Here is a 17495-nt window from a genome sequence, read left to right on the forward strand (position 1 = left end):
CACGCGGTCCGGGTCACTGACCCACGAGGCTGCCCTGCGCGGGGTCCCGGCGTGGTCGGCGGCCCCGGCGGCCGCGAGGTGTTCTCTGGGGCCAGAACAGCACGTACGCCGCCGAGCCGAGGCAGAACGCCAGGCGGATGAAGCCCCGGGTGGGATCCGACGGGATCAGCAGGGCGCTGCCGTAGAGGGAGATCAACGCTATCCAGCTGACCCACGGGACCAGGCGGCGTTGGCCGATCGAGTCCCAGATGAGGGTGCCGAGGAGGACCGAGGCGTTGTAGTACGTGTACACGCTGGGGTCGAGGAGGATGCGGGCGTCGGCGGCGAGGAACACCACCGCCGGCCAGCGGCCCCGTCGTACCGCCAGGGCGCCCAGGGTCAGGCCGAGGGCCATTTGCGTGGGGCGGTCCCACCAGGGGGTCGCGGGGTCGTTCACGCCGAACCAGCGCAGTGCGGAGGCCGGTTGGTTGGGGATGGTGAAGCGGGCCGCTTGCAGGGTGTCCAGGTGGGTCAGATAGAAGGGGAGCCAGGCTATCGCCACCAGGCCGAACGCCCAGGCCGCCGAGCGCAGGCGGGCCGGGCGGGGCAGGGCCAGCAACAGGGGCAGGAAGCCGACCGCCCAGGGTTTGGAGTCGACCGCCAGGGCCAGGAAGACGCCCATCGCCGTCGCGTTGCCGCGGACCAGCGCGCGGACGGCGAGCGTGGTGAAGAACAGGGCGAGGACGTCGTCGAGGTGGGCGAAGCGGACGGAGACCTCGACCCACATGGGTATGAAGGCCGCACCGGCGATCAGGACGCGCTGCTGGAGGCGTTTGTGGTTGAGGCCGGTGCCGCGGTTGTAGTCGGCGGCGGCGCGGCCGACCAGGACGAGCATGTACAGGCCGAGGCCGGACATGAACGCGTCCGCGAGTTTTTCGCCTATGTCGGCGGGGAACGGCGCGAAGAGTCCGGCGACGAAAAAGCTGACGGGGCCGATCTGCAGCTCGGGGTGGTTGGCGTAGAGGGCGAGGCCACCGCCGCCTCTCTGGTTGAAGAGCAGTTGCTCGCCGTCTCTCAGGTAATGCCAGGAGATCGCGGCGTGGCGTTCGGCCACGACGAACCAGAAGGCCGTCCACAGGGTGAGCAGCACGATGTGCCACCGCACCGGGTAACGCCCGATCCGCACGTTCGGTCCTTCCCGTCCTTCCCGCGACCGTATCCATCCTGTTATCGCATCCCTCGGTAAGAGGGGCTTCGGCGGGTCCCGGTTCATCGGGCGGGCACCTCAACGGCGTTGTCAGTGGCGGGCCGTACAGTCACGGGTATGGCGACTCTTCCCAATCCGCTGCCCAAGCTGGCCACCGACCCCAGCGGCCGTTCCCTCGGGCTGCAGCTCCCGCCCGGCCGACTGGTCGACACGACGGATGACGGGGCCTGGCACGAGCCCCTGCTGTGGCACGCGGAGAAGCCCGCCGCGCCGGGCACCTGGAAGGCGCTGGGAGCGCCGGGCGCGCGGACAGGTCTGCTGCCGGTGCTCGTGGATGCCGGCGGCTCCGACGGCGGCCCCGAGGACTGGGGGCTGCTGCCCGGCGAGAGCTCGTATCCGGGCGATCACGACGCCGAGGAGGTCCTCGCGGAGTACTGGGAGGAGGAGACGGAGGACGGCGAGAGCGCCGAGGAGATCGAGCCGTTCGGGGAGGAGTGGCCCGGCCTCGCCCCCGCCGCCCCGCTCTCCGCCGACCCGGACACCCGTGCCGCCCAGGTCGCCGACACGCTGGTTTGCGCTGCGGACTCGGTCGTCGCTCAGGCCCGTCTCGCCCTCGTTCCGGCCCGCCGGTCGGCCGACATCCCGGCGGCGATCGGCTGGACCGGCCCGGTGAACTACGAGGGTGACGTGGCCCGGATATGCGCGGTGCTGCGCTCCTGGGAGGACCGCTTCGGCATACGGGTCGTGGCGCTCGGCCTGGACACCCTGGTCGTGTCCGTCGCGGCCCCGCCGACCGCGCAGGAGGACGCCGAGGCGGTGGCGGCCGAGCACTTCGCGTTCTGCCCGGACAGCGTCCTCCAGGACGAGCAGGACACCCTCCGCGCATACGCGAAGACCCTGGTCGGGGCGCACAGTTGGACGTTCTGGTGGGACTGACACCCAACCGCCGACACCCGACCCACCCACAACCGGAGACCCCCCTACAGGACAGGGCACTTCACACATAGCGGGCAGCGGGTCGCGTAGGTCAGCCGCCGAGCCCCCGTTCCAGCCTGCGCAGCCCCTCCGCGATCTCCTCCGGGGTCTGGGTGACGAAGCACAGGCGGAGGGTGGAGGGGTCGGGGGCGCCGGCGTAGAAGGGCGCGCCGGGGACGTAGGCCACGTTCTGCTCGACCACGCGGGGCAGCAGGGCGAGGGTGTCGTACGACTCCGGCAGCCGCGCCCAGAGGAACATGCCGCCCTCGGGCCGGTTCCACCGCGAGCCGGGCGGGAGGGCGGCCGGCAGGCCCGCCAGCATGGCGTCCCGGCGTTCGCCGTACACGGCCCGCACCCGCGCCACATGGGCGTCCAGGACGTCCAGATAGCGGGCGGCGGCGAGCTGGTTGAGCGTCGCAGTGTGCAGGTCCGCCGCCTGCTTGGCGACCGCGCACGCCCGGCGCAGCTCAGCGGGCGCGCGCAGCCAGCCGAGGCGCAGTCCGGGGGCCATCACCTTGGAGAAGGAGCCGAGCAGGACGGTCCGGTCCTCGGCGCCGGGCAGGGAGGCGATCCAGGGGACGCGCTCACCGTCGTAGCGGAGTTCGCCGTACGGGTCGTCCTCGACGATCCACAGGCCCTCGCGGGCGGCCACGGTGGCGATCTCCGCGCGGCGCGGCGCGGGCATCGTACGGCCGGTGGGGTTGTGGAAGGTGGGGACAAGGTAGAGCAACTTGGGGTGTTCACGGCGGATCGCCTCCTCCAGGGCCACCGGATCCACACCGTCTTCATCCCCCGGCACGGCCACCACGCGCGCTCCCGCGAGCCCGAAGACCTGAAGCGCCGCCAGGTAGCAGGGGTTTTCCACCAGGACCGTGTCGCCGGGTTCGAGCAGGGCCGTCGCGAGGAGGGACAGGGCCTGCTGGGAGCCGGTGGTGACGAGCAGGTCGTCGGGGTCGGTCGGCAGGCCCCGGGCGGTGATGCGCCCGGCCAGGCCCGCCCGGAGCGTGGGCTCGCCCTCGGTCGTGGAGTACTGCAGCGCCTGCGCCGGGGTCTGTGCCAGCACCTCCTCGAACGCCGCCGCTATACCGTCCCGGTCGAAGAGTTCCGGTGCCGGGAGCCCGCCCGCGAAGTTGATCACCTCGGGGCGCGCGGTGACCGCGAGGATGTCCCGCACGGGCGAACCGCCCACGCTGCGGGCGCGGGCGGCGAGCCGCGGGGCGGGGGCGCGTGTCGGCGCGGCAAGGGCAGGGGCAGGCTCGGCGACGGTCATGGCGCGGCTCTCCTTCGGCTCCGGGAGCCGTCAGGCTAGAGAAGTGCGTGCCGCCTACACCCGTAATTCCGCGATCCGGACAGCCGGTTCGTGTCCGTCCCTGCCCGGCGCCGCTTCCCACGCCGTCAGGGCCGCACGCCGAACACCGACGCCGGCCCGTCCGCGACCCGCGTCCGCCAGGTCAGCGCAGCTTCTGCGCCGCCTCGGTCGCCCAGTAGGTGAGGATGTTGCGCGCCCCGGCCCGCTTGATACCGGTCAGGGTCTCGAAGATGGCGCGGTCGCGGTCGATCCAGCCCTTCTCGGCGGCGGCCTCGATCATCGAGTACTCGCCGGAGATCTGGTAGGCGGCGACGGGCACGTCCACGGCGTCCGCGACCCGGGCGAGGATGTCGAGGTACGGCCCGGCCGGCTTGACCATGACCATGTCCGCGCCCTCTTCCAGATCGAGGGACAGCTCCCGCAGGGACTCGCGCCAGTTGGCCGGGTCCTGCTGGTAGGTCTTGCGGTCGCCCTGGAGCGAGGAGGCGACGGCCTCGCGGAAGGGGCCGAAGAAGACGGACGAGTACTTGACGGTGTAGGCGAGGATCGCCACGTCCTCGCGCCCGATCTGGTCGAGCGCGTCGCGGACGACGCCGATCTGCCCGTCCATCATCCCGCTGGGCCCGACGACATGGGCGCCGGCGTCGGCCTGCACCTGGGCCATCTCGGCGTACCGCTCCAGGGTCGCGTCGTTGTCGACACGGCCCTCGGCGTCGAGGACCCCGCAGTGCCCGTGGTCGGTGGTCTCGTCCAGGCACAGGTCGGACATGACGAGCAGGTCGTCGCCGACCTCGGCGCGCACGTCCCGGATGGCGACCTGAAGGATCCCGTCCGGATCGGTGCCCGCGGTCCCGACGGCGTCCTTCTTGCTCTCCTCCGGCACGCCGAACAGCATGATCCCGGAGACCCCGGCCTGCACGGCCTCCAGCGCGGCCTTCTTCAGACTGTCGCGGGTGTGCTGGACGACACCGGGCATCGCGGCGATCGGCACGGGCTCGCTGACGCCCTCGCGGACGAAGGCGGGGAGGATGAAGTCGGCGGGGTGCAGCCGCGTCTCGGCGACCATGCGCCGCATGACGGGCGAGGTCCGCAGTCGCCGGGGACGGGTACCGGGAAACGATCCGTACTTCGTCATCCCTCTACGCTACGCCCGCCCGTCCCCCACATTTGCCGACGCCCTGTCGGCTGACCCCGCCCGGCACGGCGGGCCCGCCCCGGACGAAGTTTTTGCGGTAGCTCGACCTTTCCTCGAACCGCTTCCCATCTGCGCGGTGTCCGCAATGCCCGCCCCTTGTCCCTGGTGGTAACGCCGAGTTCACTCCGCACCCCCTCCCCAGCGTTCTACGCGCGTGGTGTCATGCGCGCGCCACCCCTCCTCGCCCGTGAGCCTAGGAGTCACGCATGCTGCGGAAGGTCCTCACCCGCGCGGCCATCGCCCTGACCGCCGGTACCGCCGTCGTCGCCACCGCGGTCCCCGCGAACGCCGCGAGCTACTCGGCGTTCGCCTTCTCCCAGACCGGCAGCCAGCCCACGATCTACGACTTCATCGACTCGGCCGCCAGCACGCTCGACATGACCATGTACGAGCTGGAGGACACCACGGCCGTCAACGACCTCATAGCCCTGAAGAACAAGGGCGTCACGGTCCGCGTCATCCTCGACCGCCAGCACAAGACCGCCAACAACGCGGCGTACACGTCCCTGACCAACGCGGGCGTAGGCGTGGTCTGGTCGTCCTCGGCGTTCGTCTACACCCACCAGAAGACGATCACCGTCGACGGCGTCAAGTCCCTTGTCATGACCGGCAATCTGACGGCCCAGTACTACACGACCAGCCGCGACTACGGCGTCTTCACCGACGACACGCGCGACGTCGCCTCCATCGAGAAGGTCTTCAACGCCGACTACACGGCGTCCTCGATCACCCCCACCGACGGCGACCACCTGCTGTGGTCCCCCACCGACTCCCGCAACCGCCTGGTGTCCTTCGTCAATTCCGCGACCAAGAGCCTGGACGTGGAGGAACTGGAGTTCAGCGACAGCACGGTGGTCAACGCGATCGTCGCGCGCGCCAAGGCGGGCGTGAAGGTCCGCGTGGTCCTGGAGAATCCTTCCAGCTACTCCAGCGAGGTCTCCGCCGTCAAAGCGGCCGGCGGCACGGTCGTCGGCTACTCCGACCCCAACGGCTTCTTCATCCATGCCAAGGCCATGGTCGCCGACTACGGCCTGACCACCCAGGAGGTCGAGGCCGGCTCTATGAACATCAGCAGCAACTCCCTGAGCAACAACCGGGAGCTGGGCATCATCCTGACCGGCACGGGCGTCGCCGAGCCGGTGGCCCAGACGATCGAGACGACGTTCAACAGCGACTACGCGGGCGGCAAGGCGGCGTAGCTCTGGCCGGCCGGGCGGGCACCGCCAGCGCCCGCCCGGCCTCACGTGACCTCTGATCAGGAGTGGCCCCAGGGACGCAGCGGGCAGGTGTCCCACGAGAAGCGGCGTAATCGCGCCTGCGCGACGTGCTCGGCCGTGTTGCCGTAGTCGATGTTGAGGTGGCGACCGAGAACCACGGTGGCCACGCTGCCGGCCCAGGCCGCTTTCAGCGCGGCGGCCGCAGACTGCGCATGGTTGCCCGTGGCCCAGGTGTCGTCGATGAGCAGGACGTTCTCACCCCGGAGCGCCGCTGCCGCATAGCGCCTGGAAGAGGCCGCCCTGCCCAGGTCGGCGGCTTCCGGTGTCGGTGCGAGCAGGTCGCGATGGCGGTCCCGGGTGGCCCCGGCCATTTCGGCGACCATGGCACGAAGGGGATGATCCGCACGCCCGCTGGTGCTGGGGACCGTCGTCACGATGTCGAACGAGGGCACTGCGCAGTGAGTCCTGATGCACTCCTCGTGCATGGCCAGGAAACGCCACAGAACGGCAGCCAGCCCCATGCGGAAGTACTGCTGCTGAGGGCCCACCGCGTTCTTGTAGCGCCAGAGCTCATTGGCATACTGCTCGCCCTTGAGGGCCAGGCTGACAGGAACGACGGCGTCGGCCATTCCCGCTCCGAGAAGCTTGGCGGCCTCGTTGCACCGCAGACAGGTTCGATAACCGACCTTGGCGGGACCTCGGCAGACCCGACACACGCCCGGGCCGGGCAGCAGCGGATGGACCAGGAAGTTGGCGTAGCGGGCGGACAGCCCGACGACGGTTGCCACGCTGGTCCGCCGGTCAGGTCCAGGTCAGCTCGCCCGTGGTGGGGACGAGGGAGTCGAGGCGGCAAAAGACGTCCTCCGGACCGTCGATGACAGTCGTGTTGGGCCTGGTGGCGTACTCCCTCGCCCATTCGTGAGTCATCAGAGAACGCATGAGGAACACCCGGCGGCCGTGCTCCAACGCGAGTCGGGCCTGCATCCGGGCGCCGCTGCGGTAGGCGGCCTCGATCACGACGGTGGCCAGGCTGTAACCGCTCATCACCGCGTTGCGCATGGGGAAGGACGTCTTCGAGGGAGGAGCGTCTGGCCAGAACTGCGAGATCAACAGCCCCTTCTCGGCGATCTCCTGCTGGAGCCCTGCGTTCTGAGCCGGGTAGACATGGCGCAGACCGGTGCCGATCACGGCGACGGTTCGGCCACCGGCGGCCAGGGCACTGCCGTGCGCGGCGGTGTCGATGCCTGCCGCCAGACCGCTGACAACGGTGACACCTCGCTCGGCGAGACCACCCGCGATCGCACGGGCATGGGCGACGCCCTCCGGAGTGGGCGAGCGGGTACCGACGACAGCGACACGCAGGTCGTCGTCGGCCGTCGTTCCCCGGAGGAAGAGCAGAGGGGGACGCTGATGGACCAGCCTCAGGTAGAGCGGATAGTCAGGATCGAGGATCGTGACCAGCCGCATGCCCTCGCGCTCCCAGTCGGCGATCTCCGCCGCGACCTTCTCCAGATCAACTGAGGGCCCGGTGTCAAAGAGCGTTCCCTGCCCCGAGAGATCGAGTGAGCATTCGAGAACATCCCGGGCGCTTCCGACCGTCTCCACCTGGTCGGTGACCTCGGACCAGGAGCGATCACCGCGCCGCAGCAGCGCGACGAGGGCGGCTCGCTCCAGCTCCTGATCCATGCCGCAAGTATAGGAACCGCTCCCCCTGACGCAGGCGGCTTGCGCCAGGCCCACGGGCCCGTACAGCAGGCTCATGCGACGCACAGGCCCTCGCCAGGCACCGTCCGGCCCGCGCGACACTCACGGCAGCGGCCGGGGTGTGGGGAGCGGAAGGCGCGGTCGCAGCCGTCGCAGTTCTGAAGAGGATCGGATCGACGGGCTGGTCCGGTGGCCACCCCGGTGGTCGGTGGGGGCGTGCGGCGGGCGGGGAGCGGTACCGGCAGCATCGCGCGGAGACGGTAGGCGAGCACACCGGCCGGGTGCGGCATGTCCTCAGGGAGACCGGCACTCAGCGCGCGGTGAACGGCGGCCTCAGTGATCCCGACCGCGAACCACGCTGCGACGGCGGGAGCGAGTCGGTCCACCTGCCGCTGGGAGAGGGTGAGGCGTTCGTCGGTGCGGCGCAGCCCCGCGAGGAGGGCAACGGCCCTGGCGTGACGCCGGTCGCGGGGGCCGCGCTCCTTCCGCCCGGCTTCGGGTTCGGGCGCGTCCCGGTGGGGCGCTTGGTCGTCCTCCCTGGGCGTTCCCGTTACCTCCGTGCCTGCCTCGGGCCGACGGTCACGGGTACCAGTCGTCGGAGCCGGACGCCCGGCCACACGCAAGGGCGCGACGGCGGCGGCGCGATCCGGGACAGGGGCGTGGTGGACGTACGTCCGTGTGACCAGGCGGCCCGACTCCGTGTGCTCGCGGACCCGTGCCAGATAGCCGTGCGCTTCCAGCTCGCGCAGCGCGGATGCGATCCGGTCCCGTCCCTCGGGGAAGCGGTCCGCGAGACTGCGGATGTCGACGGGGGTGCCCTCGGGCACCGACAGGATGTGGGTCGCCAGGCCGATGGCGGTCAGCGACAGCTCGCGGTGCTGGGCGAGGTGGTTGCCGACGACCACGTACTGGCCGGACTGGTACGTGCGTACGTGGGTGACACCGGAGGGAGTGGTGGATCGCCGAACACCCGGAATCGGGCGCAGGGCAGCGTTACGCTTCTTCTCAGCCATGGGGAAGGTGCTTTCTTCCTCGTTGGTCAGGCCCTCGCACTGGGATTGCCGTCCCGGCGGGGGCCGATGCATGTGTGGGCTTGTGGAGTTGTGACGGAGGCAATTGCCTCGGGGTGAGACTGCACGCCCGAGCCGCCGCCGCGCCAGCCAGACCGACCCGTTTCACCCGCGCGAGTGACCTGCGCGAGGTTTGGTTTGGTTGGTTGGTTTTTTTCCCAGGGTTCTTTGGTCTTTTACGGCCCGAAGCCCCGGCCCGCGTGCGACCGGAGCACGTACTTCCCGGCGCCGGTCGCCAGATCCAGTTCCGCCCAGACCGTCTTGCACGGCACCGGTCCCTGCCGCACACCCCAGCGGTCCGCCAGCTCCTCGATCAGCAGCAGCCCGTAGCCGGACTCGGCAGGTACGTCGGCTGCGGTCCGGCGGGCGGGCAGGTGATCACCCCGGGTGTCGGTCACCTCGATACGCAGAAGTCGCGGCGTGACCGAGAGCGCCAAACGGAAGCTCCGGCCGGTAACCCGGCCGTGCAGCGCGGCGTTCGCCGTCAGCTCGGCGACGATCAGCCGAGCGGGGTCCAACGGCAGCCCCCAGGAGCGCAGTTGCTCGGTTGCCAGCAGCCGGCCGAGGCGGGCGCCACGCCGGGTCGCGGAGAGAGGTACGCAGAACTGGCGCGCCGAGGTGTGGAGGGTGGAGATTTGCTCGTTCACGTCACTCAGCGTGTCCGCGCGTGCTTAGCCTGCGAAGAATGGCAGCCCGTGCGGACGGGGGCTGTCCGTGCGGTGTCCGGTTGCGTCCGGGCCGTACGGGAGTGGTGACGGGAGGACGGCGTAGGTGAGCGCCTGGGATGCAGGGCTGGAGGACGACGAGGCCGGGGCCGTGATGCGGACGGTCTCACGGCAGCTGAAGTTGTGGCGGGAGGCGGCCGGCCTCACCCAGGCGGAGTTCGGGACGTCCATCGGGTACGGCGAGGAGCTGGTCTCCTCCGTGGAGCGGGGGCGGCGGATTCCCCGGCCGGAGTACCTGGACGCGGCGGACGAGGTGCTGGGCGCGGGCGGCAGGATCGCCGCGATGAAGAAGGACCTGGCCGAGGTCCGGTACCCGAAGAAGGTGCGGGACCTGAAGAAACTGGAGGCGGAGGCGGTCGAGCTGTGTGCCTACAACAACTCCGTGATCCATGGGCTGTTGCAGACGGAGGAGTACGTGCGCGCGTCCATGGCCACCCGACGGCCTCCGTTCACCGAAGAGGAATTGGAACAACAGGTGGCCGCCCGCCTGGCACGCCAGGACATCCTCGCCGAAGCGCCGCTGCGAGTCTTCAGCTTCGTCCAATGTGAGTCGACGCTGCGGCGCCCCGTCGGTGGCAGGATGGTCATGCGAAGTCAGCTCGAACACCTGCTGGACGCCGGTCGGTTCAGGAACGTCGACTTGCAGGTCCTGCCCTTGGACCGGGAGGACAACGCCGGTCTGGCGGGTTCGTTCAGGCTGCTGCGGCTGCGGGACGGCAGCACTGTCGGACACAACGAGGTCCAACTCGTCAGCCGCGTGATCACCGACCCGAAAGAGGTTCAGGTGCTGGACATCCGCTATGGGATCATCCGCGCACAGGCTCTCACCCCTCGGGAGTCACTGTCCTTCATCGAGAAAGTACTTGGAGAGACATGAAGCTGGAGTGGATAAAGAGCAGCTACAGCACGCCTGACGGCCCTGACTGCATCGAGGTGGCCGCCCCCGATCGGGACCACATCCTCGTCCGCGACTCCAAGAACCCCACCGGCCCCCGCCTCGCCCTCGCCCCCACCGCGTGGGCGACCTTCCTGCCGTACGCCGCTGAGCACTGAGCGTGCGGGTGCCCTGGACAGGGCACCCGCCGCACCTCAGGTCGTCGAGCGCCGCCTCCGCGCCCCCGGCCGACGCTCGCTAGGCCGCGTCACCGGATCCCCGTTCTCCACGGCGGCAGCCCGCCGCTTCAGCCCGAAGTCGGCCAGCGCCTCGGCCAGCTTGTGGACGGACGGCTCCGGGGCCATGACGTCCACCCGCAGCCCGTGCTCCTCGGCCGTCTTCGCCGTGGCCGGGCCGATGCACGCGATCACCGTCACGTTGTGCGGCTTGCCCGCGATGCCCACCAGGTTGCGGACCGTGGACGACGACGTGAAGAGGACCGCGTCGAAGCCGCCGCCCTTGATCGCCTCGCGGGTCTCGGCCGGCGGAGGCGAGGCGCGGACCGTCCGGTAGGCGGTGACGTCGTCGACCTCCCAGCCCAGCTCGATCAGCCCGGCGACCAGGGTCTCGGTGGCGATGTCGGCACGCGGCAGGAACACCCGGTCGATCGGGTCGAACACCGGGTCGTACGGCGGCCAGTCCTCCAGCAGACCCGCCGCCGACTGCTCGCCGCTCGGCACCAGGTCCGGCTTCACACCGAACGCGACCAGCGCCTTCGCGGTCTGCTCGCCCACCGCAGCCACCTTGATACCCGCAAAAGCCCGAGCATCAAGGCCGTACTCCTCGAACTTCTCCCGGACCGCCTTCACCGCGTTCACCGACGTGAAGGCGATCCACTCGTACCGGCCCGTCACCAGGCCCTTGACGGCACGTTCCATCTGCTGGGGCGTGCGCGGCGGCTCCACCGCGATCGTCGGGACCTCGTGCGGCACCGCGCCGTAGGACCGCAGCTGGTCGGAGAGCGACGCCGCCTGCTCCTTCGTCCGCGGCACGAGCACCTTCCAGCCGAACAGCGGCTTGGACTCGAACCACGACAGCTGGTCGCGCCGGGCGGCGGCGGAACGCTCGCCGACCACGGCTATGACCGGCCGGCCGCCGTCCGGGGACGGCAGCACCTTCGCCTGCTTCAGCGTCTGCGCGATCGTGCCGAGCGTCGCCGTCCAGGTGCGCTGGCGGGTCGTCGTACCCGCGATGGTGACCGACAGGGGGGTGTCGGGCTTGCGGCCCGCCGAGACCAGTTCGCCCGCCGCTGCCGCCACCGCGTCCAGGGTCGTGGAGACGACCACCGTGCCGTCGGAGGCGCCCACCTCCGTCCAGCACCGGTCGGAGGCGGTCCGGGCGTCCACGAAACGGACGTCCGCGCCCTCGGCGTCCCGCAGCGGCACACCGGCGTACGCGGGCACGCCGACCGCCGCCGCGACACCGGGCACCACCTCGAACGGAACCCCGGCGGCGGCGCAGGCGAGCATTTCCTCGGCCGCGTACGTATCAAGTCCCGGGTCCCCGGACACCGCACGGACGACCCGCCTGCCGCCCCGCGCAGCCTCCATGACAAGATGAGCGGCATCCCGGGCAGCGGCCGGGACAGCGGCGGTTGTTGACGTGCCGTCAACGACCGTCAGCTGGGGCGTGCCCGTGCCCGGCGGCGAGACCGAAGAGGGATCGGCGTCCATCTGCACGACGGAGACGCCCTGTCGGGCGTGCGTCCGGATCACGTCGAGCACCTCGTGCTCGGCGACCAGGACGTCCGCGTTCGACAGCGCCTCCACGGCGCGCAGAGTCAGCAGTCCCGGATCTCCGGGTCCGGCACCGAGGAAGGTGACGTGCCCGTGTTCAGGACCGGCGGCAGGAAGGGCGGTGGGGCTCAATGTGCTCGCTCCCCCATCAGACCGGCCGCGCCCTGGGCGAGCATCTCGGTGGCGAGTTCGCGACCGAGTGCCAGCGCCTGCTCGTGCGTCTGGGGCACGGGACCGGTGGTGGACAGCTGCACCATGCGGGTGCCGTCGGTCGTGCCGACGACGCCGCGCAGGCGCATTTCCTTGACAATCTGCCCGTCGGCCAGCAAGTCGGCCAGCGCGCCCACGGGGGCGCTGCAGCCGGCTTCCAGGGCGGCGAGCAGTGACCGTTCGGCGGTCACGGCGGCCCGGGTGAAGGGGTCGTCGAGTTCGCCGAGCGCAGCGATGAGGTCCGCGTTGTCCGCGGCACACTCGATCGCGAGTGCCCCCTGGCCGGGGGCGGGCAGAACCGTGTCGACCGACAGGAAGTCGGTCACCTCGTCGATCCGGCCGATCCGGTTCAGTCCGGCGGCGGCCAGCACGACCGCGTCGAGTTCGCCGTCATGGACGTACCGGATGCGCGTGTCGACGTTGCCGCGTATCGGGACCGTCTCGATGTCCAGGCCGTGGGCGCGCGCGTACGCGTTCAGCTGCGCCATGCGGCGCGGCGAACCGGTGCCGATGCGGGCGCCCCGCGGCAGGTCCGTGAGCTTCAGCGCGTCCCGGGCGACGATCACGTCCCGGGGATCCTCGCGCACCGGAACGGCGGCCAGGACCAGCTCCGCGGGCTGCCCGGTCGGGAGGTCCTTGAGCGAATGAACCGCGAAGTCGACCTCCCCCTTCAGCAGCGCGTCGCGCAGCGCCGTGACGAACACGCCGGTGCCGCCGATCTGCGCGAGCGCCTCGCGGGAGACGTCGCCGTAGGTGGTGATCTCGACCAGCTCGACGGGCCGCCCGGTCACCTGGCGGACGGCCTCCGCCACCTGGCCGGACTGGGCCATGGCGAGCTTGCTCCGCCTGGTCCCCAGTCGCAATGCCTTGTCACTCATGCCGGTCGGTCCTTCTTGTCTGTGCTGTCCCCGGCCCGGGAGACGGCGGCGACCGTCTCGGGGTCGAGGTCGAACAGGGTGCGCAGCGCGTCCGCGTACCCGGCGCCGCCGGGTTCGGCCGCGAGCTGCTTGACCCGTACGGTCGGCGCGTGCAGCAGCTTGTCGACGACGCGGTGCACGGCCTGGCGGATCTCGCCGCGCTGGCGTTCGTCCAGGTCGGGCAGGCGGCTGTCGAGCCGCGCGATCTCACCGGCGACGACGTCGGCGGCCATGGTGCGCAGCGCGACGACGGTCGGCGTGATGTGCGCCGCCCGCTGTGCCGCGCCGAAGGCCGCGACCTCGTCGGAGACGATACGCCGGACCTGGTCCACATCGGCCGCCATCGGGGCGTCGGCGGAGGCTTCCGCCAGCGACTCGATGTCCACCAGCCGCACCCCGGCCAGCCGGTGCACCGCCGCGTCGATGTCGCGGGGCATGGCGAGGTCGAGGAGGAAGAAGAAGGGCGCCGGGCGCTCGGCCGGCGGCTCCGGCTTGCGCCGCTCGGGGACCCGGCCGACGGTGGCGGCGGTCGCGGCGAGCGCGCTGATCAGCTCGGCGTCCGCCTCGGGGCTGCGGCGGCCCGTGCGGTCGATCGTCCCGCCCGCCACCCAGGCAGCGTGCTGCTCCAGGGTGGCCGCGTCCATACCGGCGACGGCGGCCTCGCCCATCAGGGAGAAGCCGGGCTGTACGGCGGCCAGGTCCAGCGGGCAGTTCTCGTCGGTGCCGGCGCCGGTGGGCGCCGGGGAGGCGGCGGCCTTCGGGGTCGTACGACCGCTGTCGGCGAGCTCGGCGACAGGAGCGCCCGTACGGCCCTCGACCGCCTGCGCGACCATCTCCGCCGTGAGCACCAGGCCCGTCGCCCCGGTACAGGAGACGACGACGTCGGCACGTGTCAGCTCGCCCGGCACGGCATCCATCCGTACCGCGCGGGCGGTCACCGCGTTGTCGTCGGCCTCCGTGAGTATCTGTGCGAGCCGCTCGGCACGCTCGAAGGTGCGGTTGGCGACGACGACCTCGGCGACCCCGGCCCGCGCGAGCGTGGCCGCGGCCAGGGAGGACATCGACCCGGCGCCGATGACCAGCGCCTTCCGGCCGGACGCCCATGCCGGTACGGCACCGCCGGCGGCCAGCTGCTCCAGCCCGAACGTCACCAGGGACTGGCCGGCGCGGTCGATGCCGGTCTCGGAGTGGGCGCGCTTGCCGACCCTGAGGGCCTGCTGGAACAGGTCGTTCAGCAGCTTGCCCGCGGTGTGCAGTTCCTGCGCCGTGGCCAGCGAGTCCTTGATCTGCCCGAGGATCTGCCCCTCGCCGACGACCATCGAGTCCAGGCCGCAGGCCACCGAGAACAGGTGGTGCACGGCCCGGTCCTCGTAGTGCACGTACAGGTAGGGGGTCAGCTCCTCCAGGCCGAGGCCGCTGTGCCGGGCGAGCAGTGTGGACAGCTCGGCGACACCGGCGTGGAACTTGTCCACGTCGGCGTACAGCTCGATGCGGTTGCAGGTGGCGAGCACCGCCGCCTCGGTGGCCGGTTCGGCGGCGACCGTGTCCTGGAGCAGCTTGATCTGGGCGTCCGCGCTCAGCGCGGCCCGCTCCAGCACGCTGACCGGCGCGCTGCGGTGGCTCAGTCCGACGACGAGGAGACTCATGCCGGCATCACGGCGGGTACGTCCCCGTCGGGCCCCTGATCGGTGGAAGCGTCACGGGTGGCGGCGGGCACGGAGCCGACGTCACCGGCCGCGGTCTCCTCGCCGGCCTTGCGCTGCTCGTGGAAGGCGAGGATCTGGAGTTCGATCGAGAGGTCGACCTTGCGCACGTCGACGCCGTCCGGGACGGACAGCACGGTCGGCGCGAAGTTCAGGATGGAGGTGACCCCGGCGGCCACGAGCCGCTCGCAGACCTGCTGGGCGACGCCGGCCGGGGTGGCGATCACGCCGATGGAGACCCCGTTGTCCTTGATGATCTTCTCGAGGTCGTCGGTGTGCTGCACGGGGATGCCCGCGACCGGCTTGCCGGTGAGCGCCGGGTCGGCGTCGATCAGCGCGGCGACCCGGAAGCCGCGGGAGGCGAAACCGCCGTAACCGGCGAGGGCGGCGCCGAGGTTACCGATACCGACGATCACAACCGGCCAGTCCTGGGTCAGGCCGAGTTCACGGGAGATCTGATAGACGAGATACTCCACGTCGTAGCCGACACCGCGCGTTCCGTAGGAGCCCAGGTAGGAGAAGTCCTTGCGCAGCTTGGCGGAGTTGACCCCCGCCGCGGCCGCGAGCTCCTCGGAGGAGACCGTGGGTACCGAGCGCTCCGACAGCGCGGTCAGGGCTCGGAGGTACAGCGGAAGGCGAGCGACGGTGGCCTCGGGAATCCCTCGGCTTCGGGTCGCCGGTCGGTGTGTTCGGCCAGTTGCCACGGTGCTCCTGCGGGTAGAGCGGGGCTGCAGGCGGTCATACGTCCCCAGACCGCCCCGTCGACAGCAGGCTATGTCTTTGTGAACGCGTGCACAAAGATGGTGTCCGATTTGCCCGGCAGAAGTGACCGGGGTCACGCAACCGGGGCGCCCTCGGCGGGAACCGGCGCATACACACCGACGTTCCTTCGTTACTGGGGGCAAAACCGCACACTCTCCTCACGAATCCCGCCCCCGAGATCGAACCGCCGTCGATCCTAAGCGACGTTCGGACCGGTTTGGACTAGTCGGTCAGTGCCCGGCGCAGTCGTTCCTCGTTCACGCGCCAGAAGGTGTGCTGTTCACCATCGATCAGTACGACCGGGATCTGCTCCCAGTACCGGTCATGGAGCGACTGGTCCTCGGTGATGTCCTTTCGCTCCCAGGTCACACCGAGTTCCCCGCAGACCTTCTCGATCACCGCCTGCGCGTCGTCACAGAGATGACAGCCGGGCTTGCGGACGAGGGTGACGAGCCGGTCGCGGGGATCGGACTTGCGTCGGAAGAGAGGGCTCATACCGGCCATTCTCGCGCGTGCCCCGCACACTTCCGATCAGCCCTTTAACGGTCCGGTCGCGGAGAGTTCACGCGCTTCCAACCTCTCGAGTCCGGAAGCACCGAACAAACTGGCTATGCTCACGACATGGCCGCTCTCGGATGGCTCACCCCCCGTAGGCGCTCCGCCACGGCGCGCAGCGTGTTGGCAGGCGAGGCCTCGGCGGAGGCTGCCCGCAAGTCCTCGCAGGAAGCGCGGGAAGCGCCGCAGGTCACAGAGGCGGAACCGGAGTTCCCGGTGCAGGGCGACGAGCAGGCGGCCGCCTTCTTCGACCTGGACAACACCGTGATGCAGGGCGCCGCGCTGTTCCACTTCGGCCGGGGCCTGTACAAGCGGAAGTTCTTCGAGACGCGCGACCTCGCCCGGTTCGCCTGGCAGCAGGCCTGGTTCCGGCTGGCCGGCGTCGAGGACCCCGAGCACATGCAGGACGCCCGGGACTCCGCGCTGTCCATCGTCAAGGGCCACCGCGTCGCCGAGCTGGAGACCATCGGCGAGGAGATCTACGACGAGTACATGGCCGACCGCATCTGGCCCGGCACCCGCGCCCTGGCCCAGGCCCACCTGGACGCCGGCCAGAAGGTGTGGCTGGTCACGGCGGCGCCGGTGGAGATCGCCCAGGTGATCGCCCGCCGCCTGGGCCTGACCGGCGCCCTGGGCACGGTGGCGGAGTCCGTCGACGGCGTCTACACCGGCAAGCTGGTGGGCGAACCGCTGCACGGCCCGGCGAAGGCGGAGGCGGTACGCGCCCTGGCCGCGGCCGAGGGTCTGGTCCTCTCCCGCTGCGCCGCCTACAGCGACAGCCACAACGACATCCCGATGCTCTCCCTGGTCGGCCACCCCTACGCCATCAACCCCGACGCCAAGCTCCGCAGACACGCCCGCGAGAAGGACTGGCGCCTGCGGGACTACCGCACCGGCCGCAAGGCGGCCAAGGTCGGCATTCCGGCGGCGGCGGGCGTCGGAGCGGTTGCCGGTGGCACCGCGGCGGCGATCGCTTTGAGCCGACGACGCCGATAGCTCCGCCTGGAAGCCGGGACCGATCGCCGTAGGGGGCGTGGACCGTTGCCGGAGGCGGGTCCGCCCTGGTCACCGGCGCGGTCCCCCGCGCCCCTGCGGGCGCCTCGCGCCCGGATTATGCCGCGGCCACTTCAACACGCCCCGTACCTCGCCGAAATTAGCCCCTTTCCGATCAACAACCGATCAAGCTAGGGCACTTGATGCGGCGCCAATCGGCAACAGAAGCGACGCAATCGATGATTTGAGCAACTCGGTGTAGCAGTGCCTGCACGAAGCGTTATTCTCCTCAGACGCAAACCGG

General features: G+C 70.8%; 17 protein-coding genes. 5 read left to right on the forward strand and 12 right to left on the reverse strand.

Annotated features, from left to right (window positions below):
- Nucleotides 1–13 precede the first annotated feature (13 nt).
- Nucleotides 14–1165: a hypothetical protein gene (locus BFF78_RS18685; protein WP_193433488.1), complete on the reverse strand. Its 1152-nt coding sequence runs from the start codon at nucleotides 1163–1165 to the stop codon at nucleotides 14–16.
- 138 nt (nucleotides 1166–1303) lie between these two features.
- Here BFF78_RS18685 and BFF78_RS18690 point away from each other — a divergent pair, with 138 nt between their 5' ends.
- Nucleotides 1304–2122, forward strand: a complete 819-nt coding sequence (locus BFF78_RS18690) for a DUF4253 domain-containing protein (protein ID WP_069779409.1) — start codon at nucleotides 1304–1306, stop codon at nucleotides 2120–2122.
- 91 nt (nucleotides 2123–2213) lie between these two features.
- Here BFF78_RS18690 and BFF78_RS18695 read toward each other — a convergent pair whose 3' ends face one another.
- Nucleotides 2214–3431, reverse strand: coding sequence for an aminotransferase-like domain-containing protein (locus tag BFF78_RS18695; protein WP_069779410.1), 1218 nt, complete (start codon nucleotides 3429–3431; stop codon nucleotides 2214–2216).
- A gap of 181 nt (nucleotides 3432–3612) precedes the next feature.
- Nucleotides 3613–4605: a porphobilinogen synthase gene (gene hemB, locus BFF78_RS18700; RefSeq protein WP_069779411.1), complete on the reverse strand. Its 993-nt coding sequence runs from the start codon at nucleotides 4603–4605 to the stop codon at nucleotides 3613–3615.
- 266 nt (nucleotides 4606–4871) lie between these two features.
- Here hemB and BFF78_RS18705 point away from each other — a divergent pair, with 266 nt between their 5' ends.
- Nucleotides 4872–5864 carry a phospholipase D-like domain-containing protein gene (locus BFF78_RS18705; protein ID WP_069779412.1) on the forward strand — a complete coding sequence of 331 codons (993 nt, stop codon included), beginning with the start codon at nucleotides 4872–4874 and terminating at the stop codon, nucleotides 5862–5864.
- A gap of 56 nt (nucleotides 5865–5920) precedes the next feature.
- On the opposite strand, the gene BFF78_RS18710 is transcribed toward BFF78_RS18705, so the two are convergent.
- The 4 genes from BFF78_RS18710 to BFF78_RS18725 form a co-directional block, all read right to left on the reverse strand.
- Nucleotides 5921–6670: a hypothetical protein gene (locus BFF78_RS18710; protein WP_069779413.1), complete on the reverse strand. Its 750-nt coding sequence runs from the start codon at nucleotides 6668–6670 to the stop codon at nucleotides 5921–5923.
- A gap of 13 nt (nucleotides 6671–6683) precedes the next feature.
- A complete protein-coding gene (locus tag BFF78_RS18715) occupies nucleotides 6684–7643 on the reverse strand; it encodes a DNA-processing protein DprA (RefSeq protein ID WP_227025870.1) in 960 nt (319 codons plus the stop codon).
- Nucleotides 7640–8599: a helix-turn-helix domain-containing protein gene (locus tag BFF78_RS18720; RefSeq protein WP_069779415.1), complete on the reverse strand. Its 960-nt coding sequence runs from the start codon at nucleotides 8597–8599 to the stop codon at nucleotides 7640–7642. Before BFF78_RS18720 ends, BFF78_RS18715 begins: the two co-directional genes overlap by 4 nt.
- 233 nt (nucleotides 8600–8832) lie before the next feature.
- Nucleotides 8833–9312 carry an ATP-binding protein gene (locus tag BFF78_RS18725; RefSeq protein WP_418346762.1) on the reverse strand — a complete coding sequence of 160 codons (480 nt, stop codon included), beginning with the start codon at nucleotides 9310–9312 and terminating at the stop codon, nucleotides 8833–8835.
- A gap of 115 nt (nucleotides 9313–9427) precedes the next feature.
- On the opposite strand from BFF78_RS18725, the gene BFF78_RS18730 reads away from it, so the two are divergent.
- Complete coding sequence (locus BFF78_RS18730; protein ID WP_069779417.1) at nucleotides 9428–10258, forward strand: helix-turn-helix domain-containing protein; 831 nt, start codon at nucleotides 9428–9430, stop codon at nucleotides 10256–10258.
- Nucleotides 10255–10434, forward strand: coding sequence for a DUF397 domain-containing protein (locus tag BFF78_RS18735; protein ID WP_069779418.1), 180 nt, complete (start codon nucleotides 10255–10257; stop codon nucleotides 10432–10434). The genes BFF78_RS18730 and BFF78_RS18735 overlap by 4 nt, the downstream gene beginning before the upstream one ends.
- A 36-nt stretch (nucleotides 10435–10470) precedes the next feature.
- Here the strand turns inward: BFF78_RS18735 and BFF78_RS18740 are convergent, their stop codons facing one another.
- From BFF78_RS18740 to BFF78_RS18760, 5 genes are all read right to left on the reverse strand, one after another.
- Nucleotides 10471–12183 carry a bifunctional uroporphyrinogen-III C-methyltransferase/uroporphyrinogen-III synthase gene (locus BFF78_RS18740; protein WP_069779419.1) on the reverse strand — a complete coding sequence of 571 codons (1713 nt, stop codon included), beginning with the start codon at nucleotides 12181–12183 and terminating at the stop codon, nucleotides 10471–10473.
- The gene (gene hemC / locus BFF78_RS18745; RefSeq protein ID WP_069779420.1) at nucleotides 12180–13139 is read right to left on the reverse strand and encodes a hydroxymethylbilane synthase; all 960 of its coding nucleotides are present in this window, start codon (nucleotides 13137–13139) and stop codon (nucleotides 12180–12182) included. Before hemC ends, BFF78_RS18740 begins: the two co-directional genes overlap by 4 nt.
- Complete coding sequence (locus BFF78_RS18750) at nucleotides 13136–14824, reverse strand: glutamyl-tRNA reductase (protein WP_069779421.1); 1689 nt, start codon at nucleotides 14822–14824, stop codon at nucleotides 13136–13138. Before BFF78_RS18750 ends, hemC begins: the two co-directional genes overlap by 4 nt.
- Nucleotides 14821–15585, reverse strand: coding sequence for a redox-sensing transcriptional repressor Rex (locus BFF78_RS18755; RefSeq protein WP_069779422.1), 765 nt, complete (start codon nucleotides 15583–15585; stop codon nucleotides 14821–14823). The genes BFF78_RS18750 and BFF78_RS18755 overlap by 4 nt, the downstream gene beginning before the upstream one ends.
- Before the next feature lie 280 nt (nucleotides 15586–15865).
- Nucleotides 15866–16147, reverse strand: coding sequence for a glutaredoxin family protein (locus BFF78_RS18760; protein WP_193433489.1), 282 nt, complete (start codon nucleotides 16145–16147; stop codon nucleotides 15866–15868).
- A 117-nt stretch (nucleotides 16148–16264) separates the two neighbouring features.
- Here BFF78_RS18760 and BFF78_RS18765 point away from each other — a divergent pair, with 117 nt between their 5' ends.
- Nucleotides 16265–17194 carry an HAD family hydrolase gene (locus tag BFF78_RS18765; RefSeq protein ID WP_069779423.1) on the forward strand — a complete coding sequence of 310 codons (930 nt, stop codon included), beginning with the start codon at nucleotides 16265–16267 and terminating at the stop codon, nucleotides 17192–17194.
- The last annotated feature ends 301 nt before the right edge of the window (nucleotides 17195–17495 follow it).

The sequence above is a fragment of the Streptomyces fodineus genome (genome assembly GCF_001735805.1).
In the GTDB taxonomy this organism is placed as follows: Bacteria; Actinomycetota; Actinomycetes; order Streptomycetales; family Streptomycetaceae; genus Streptomyces; species Streptomyces fodineus.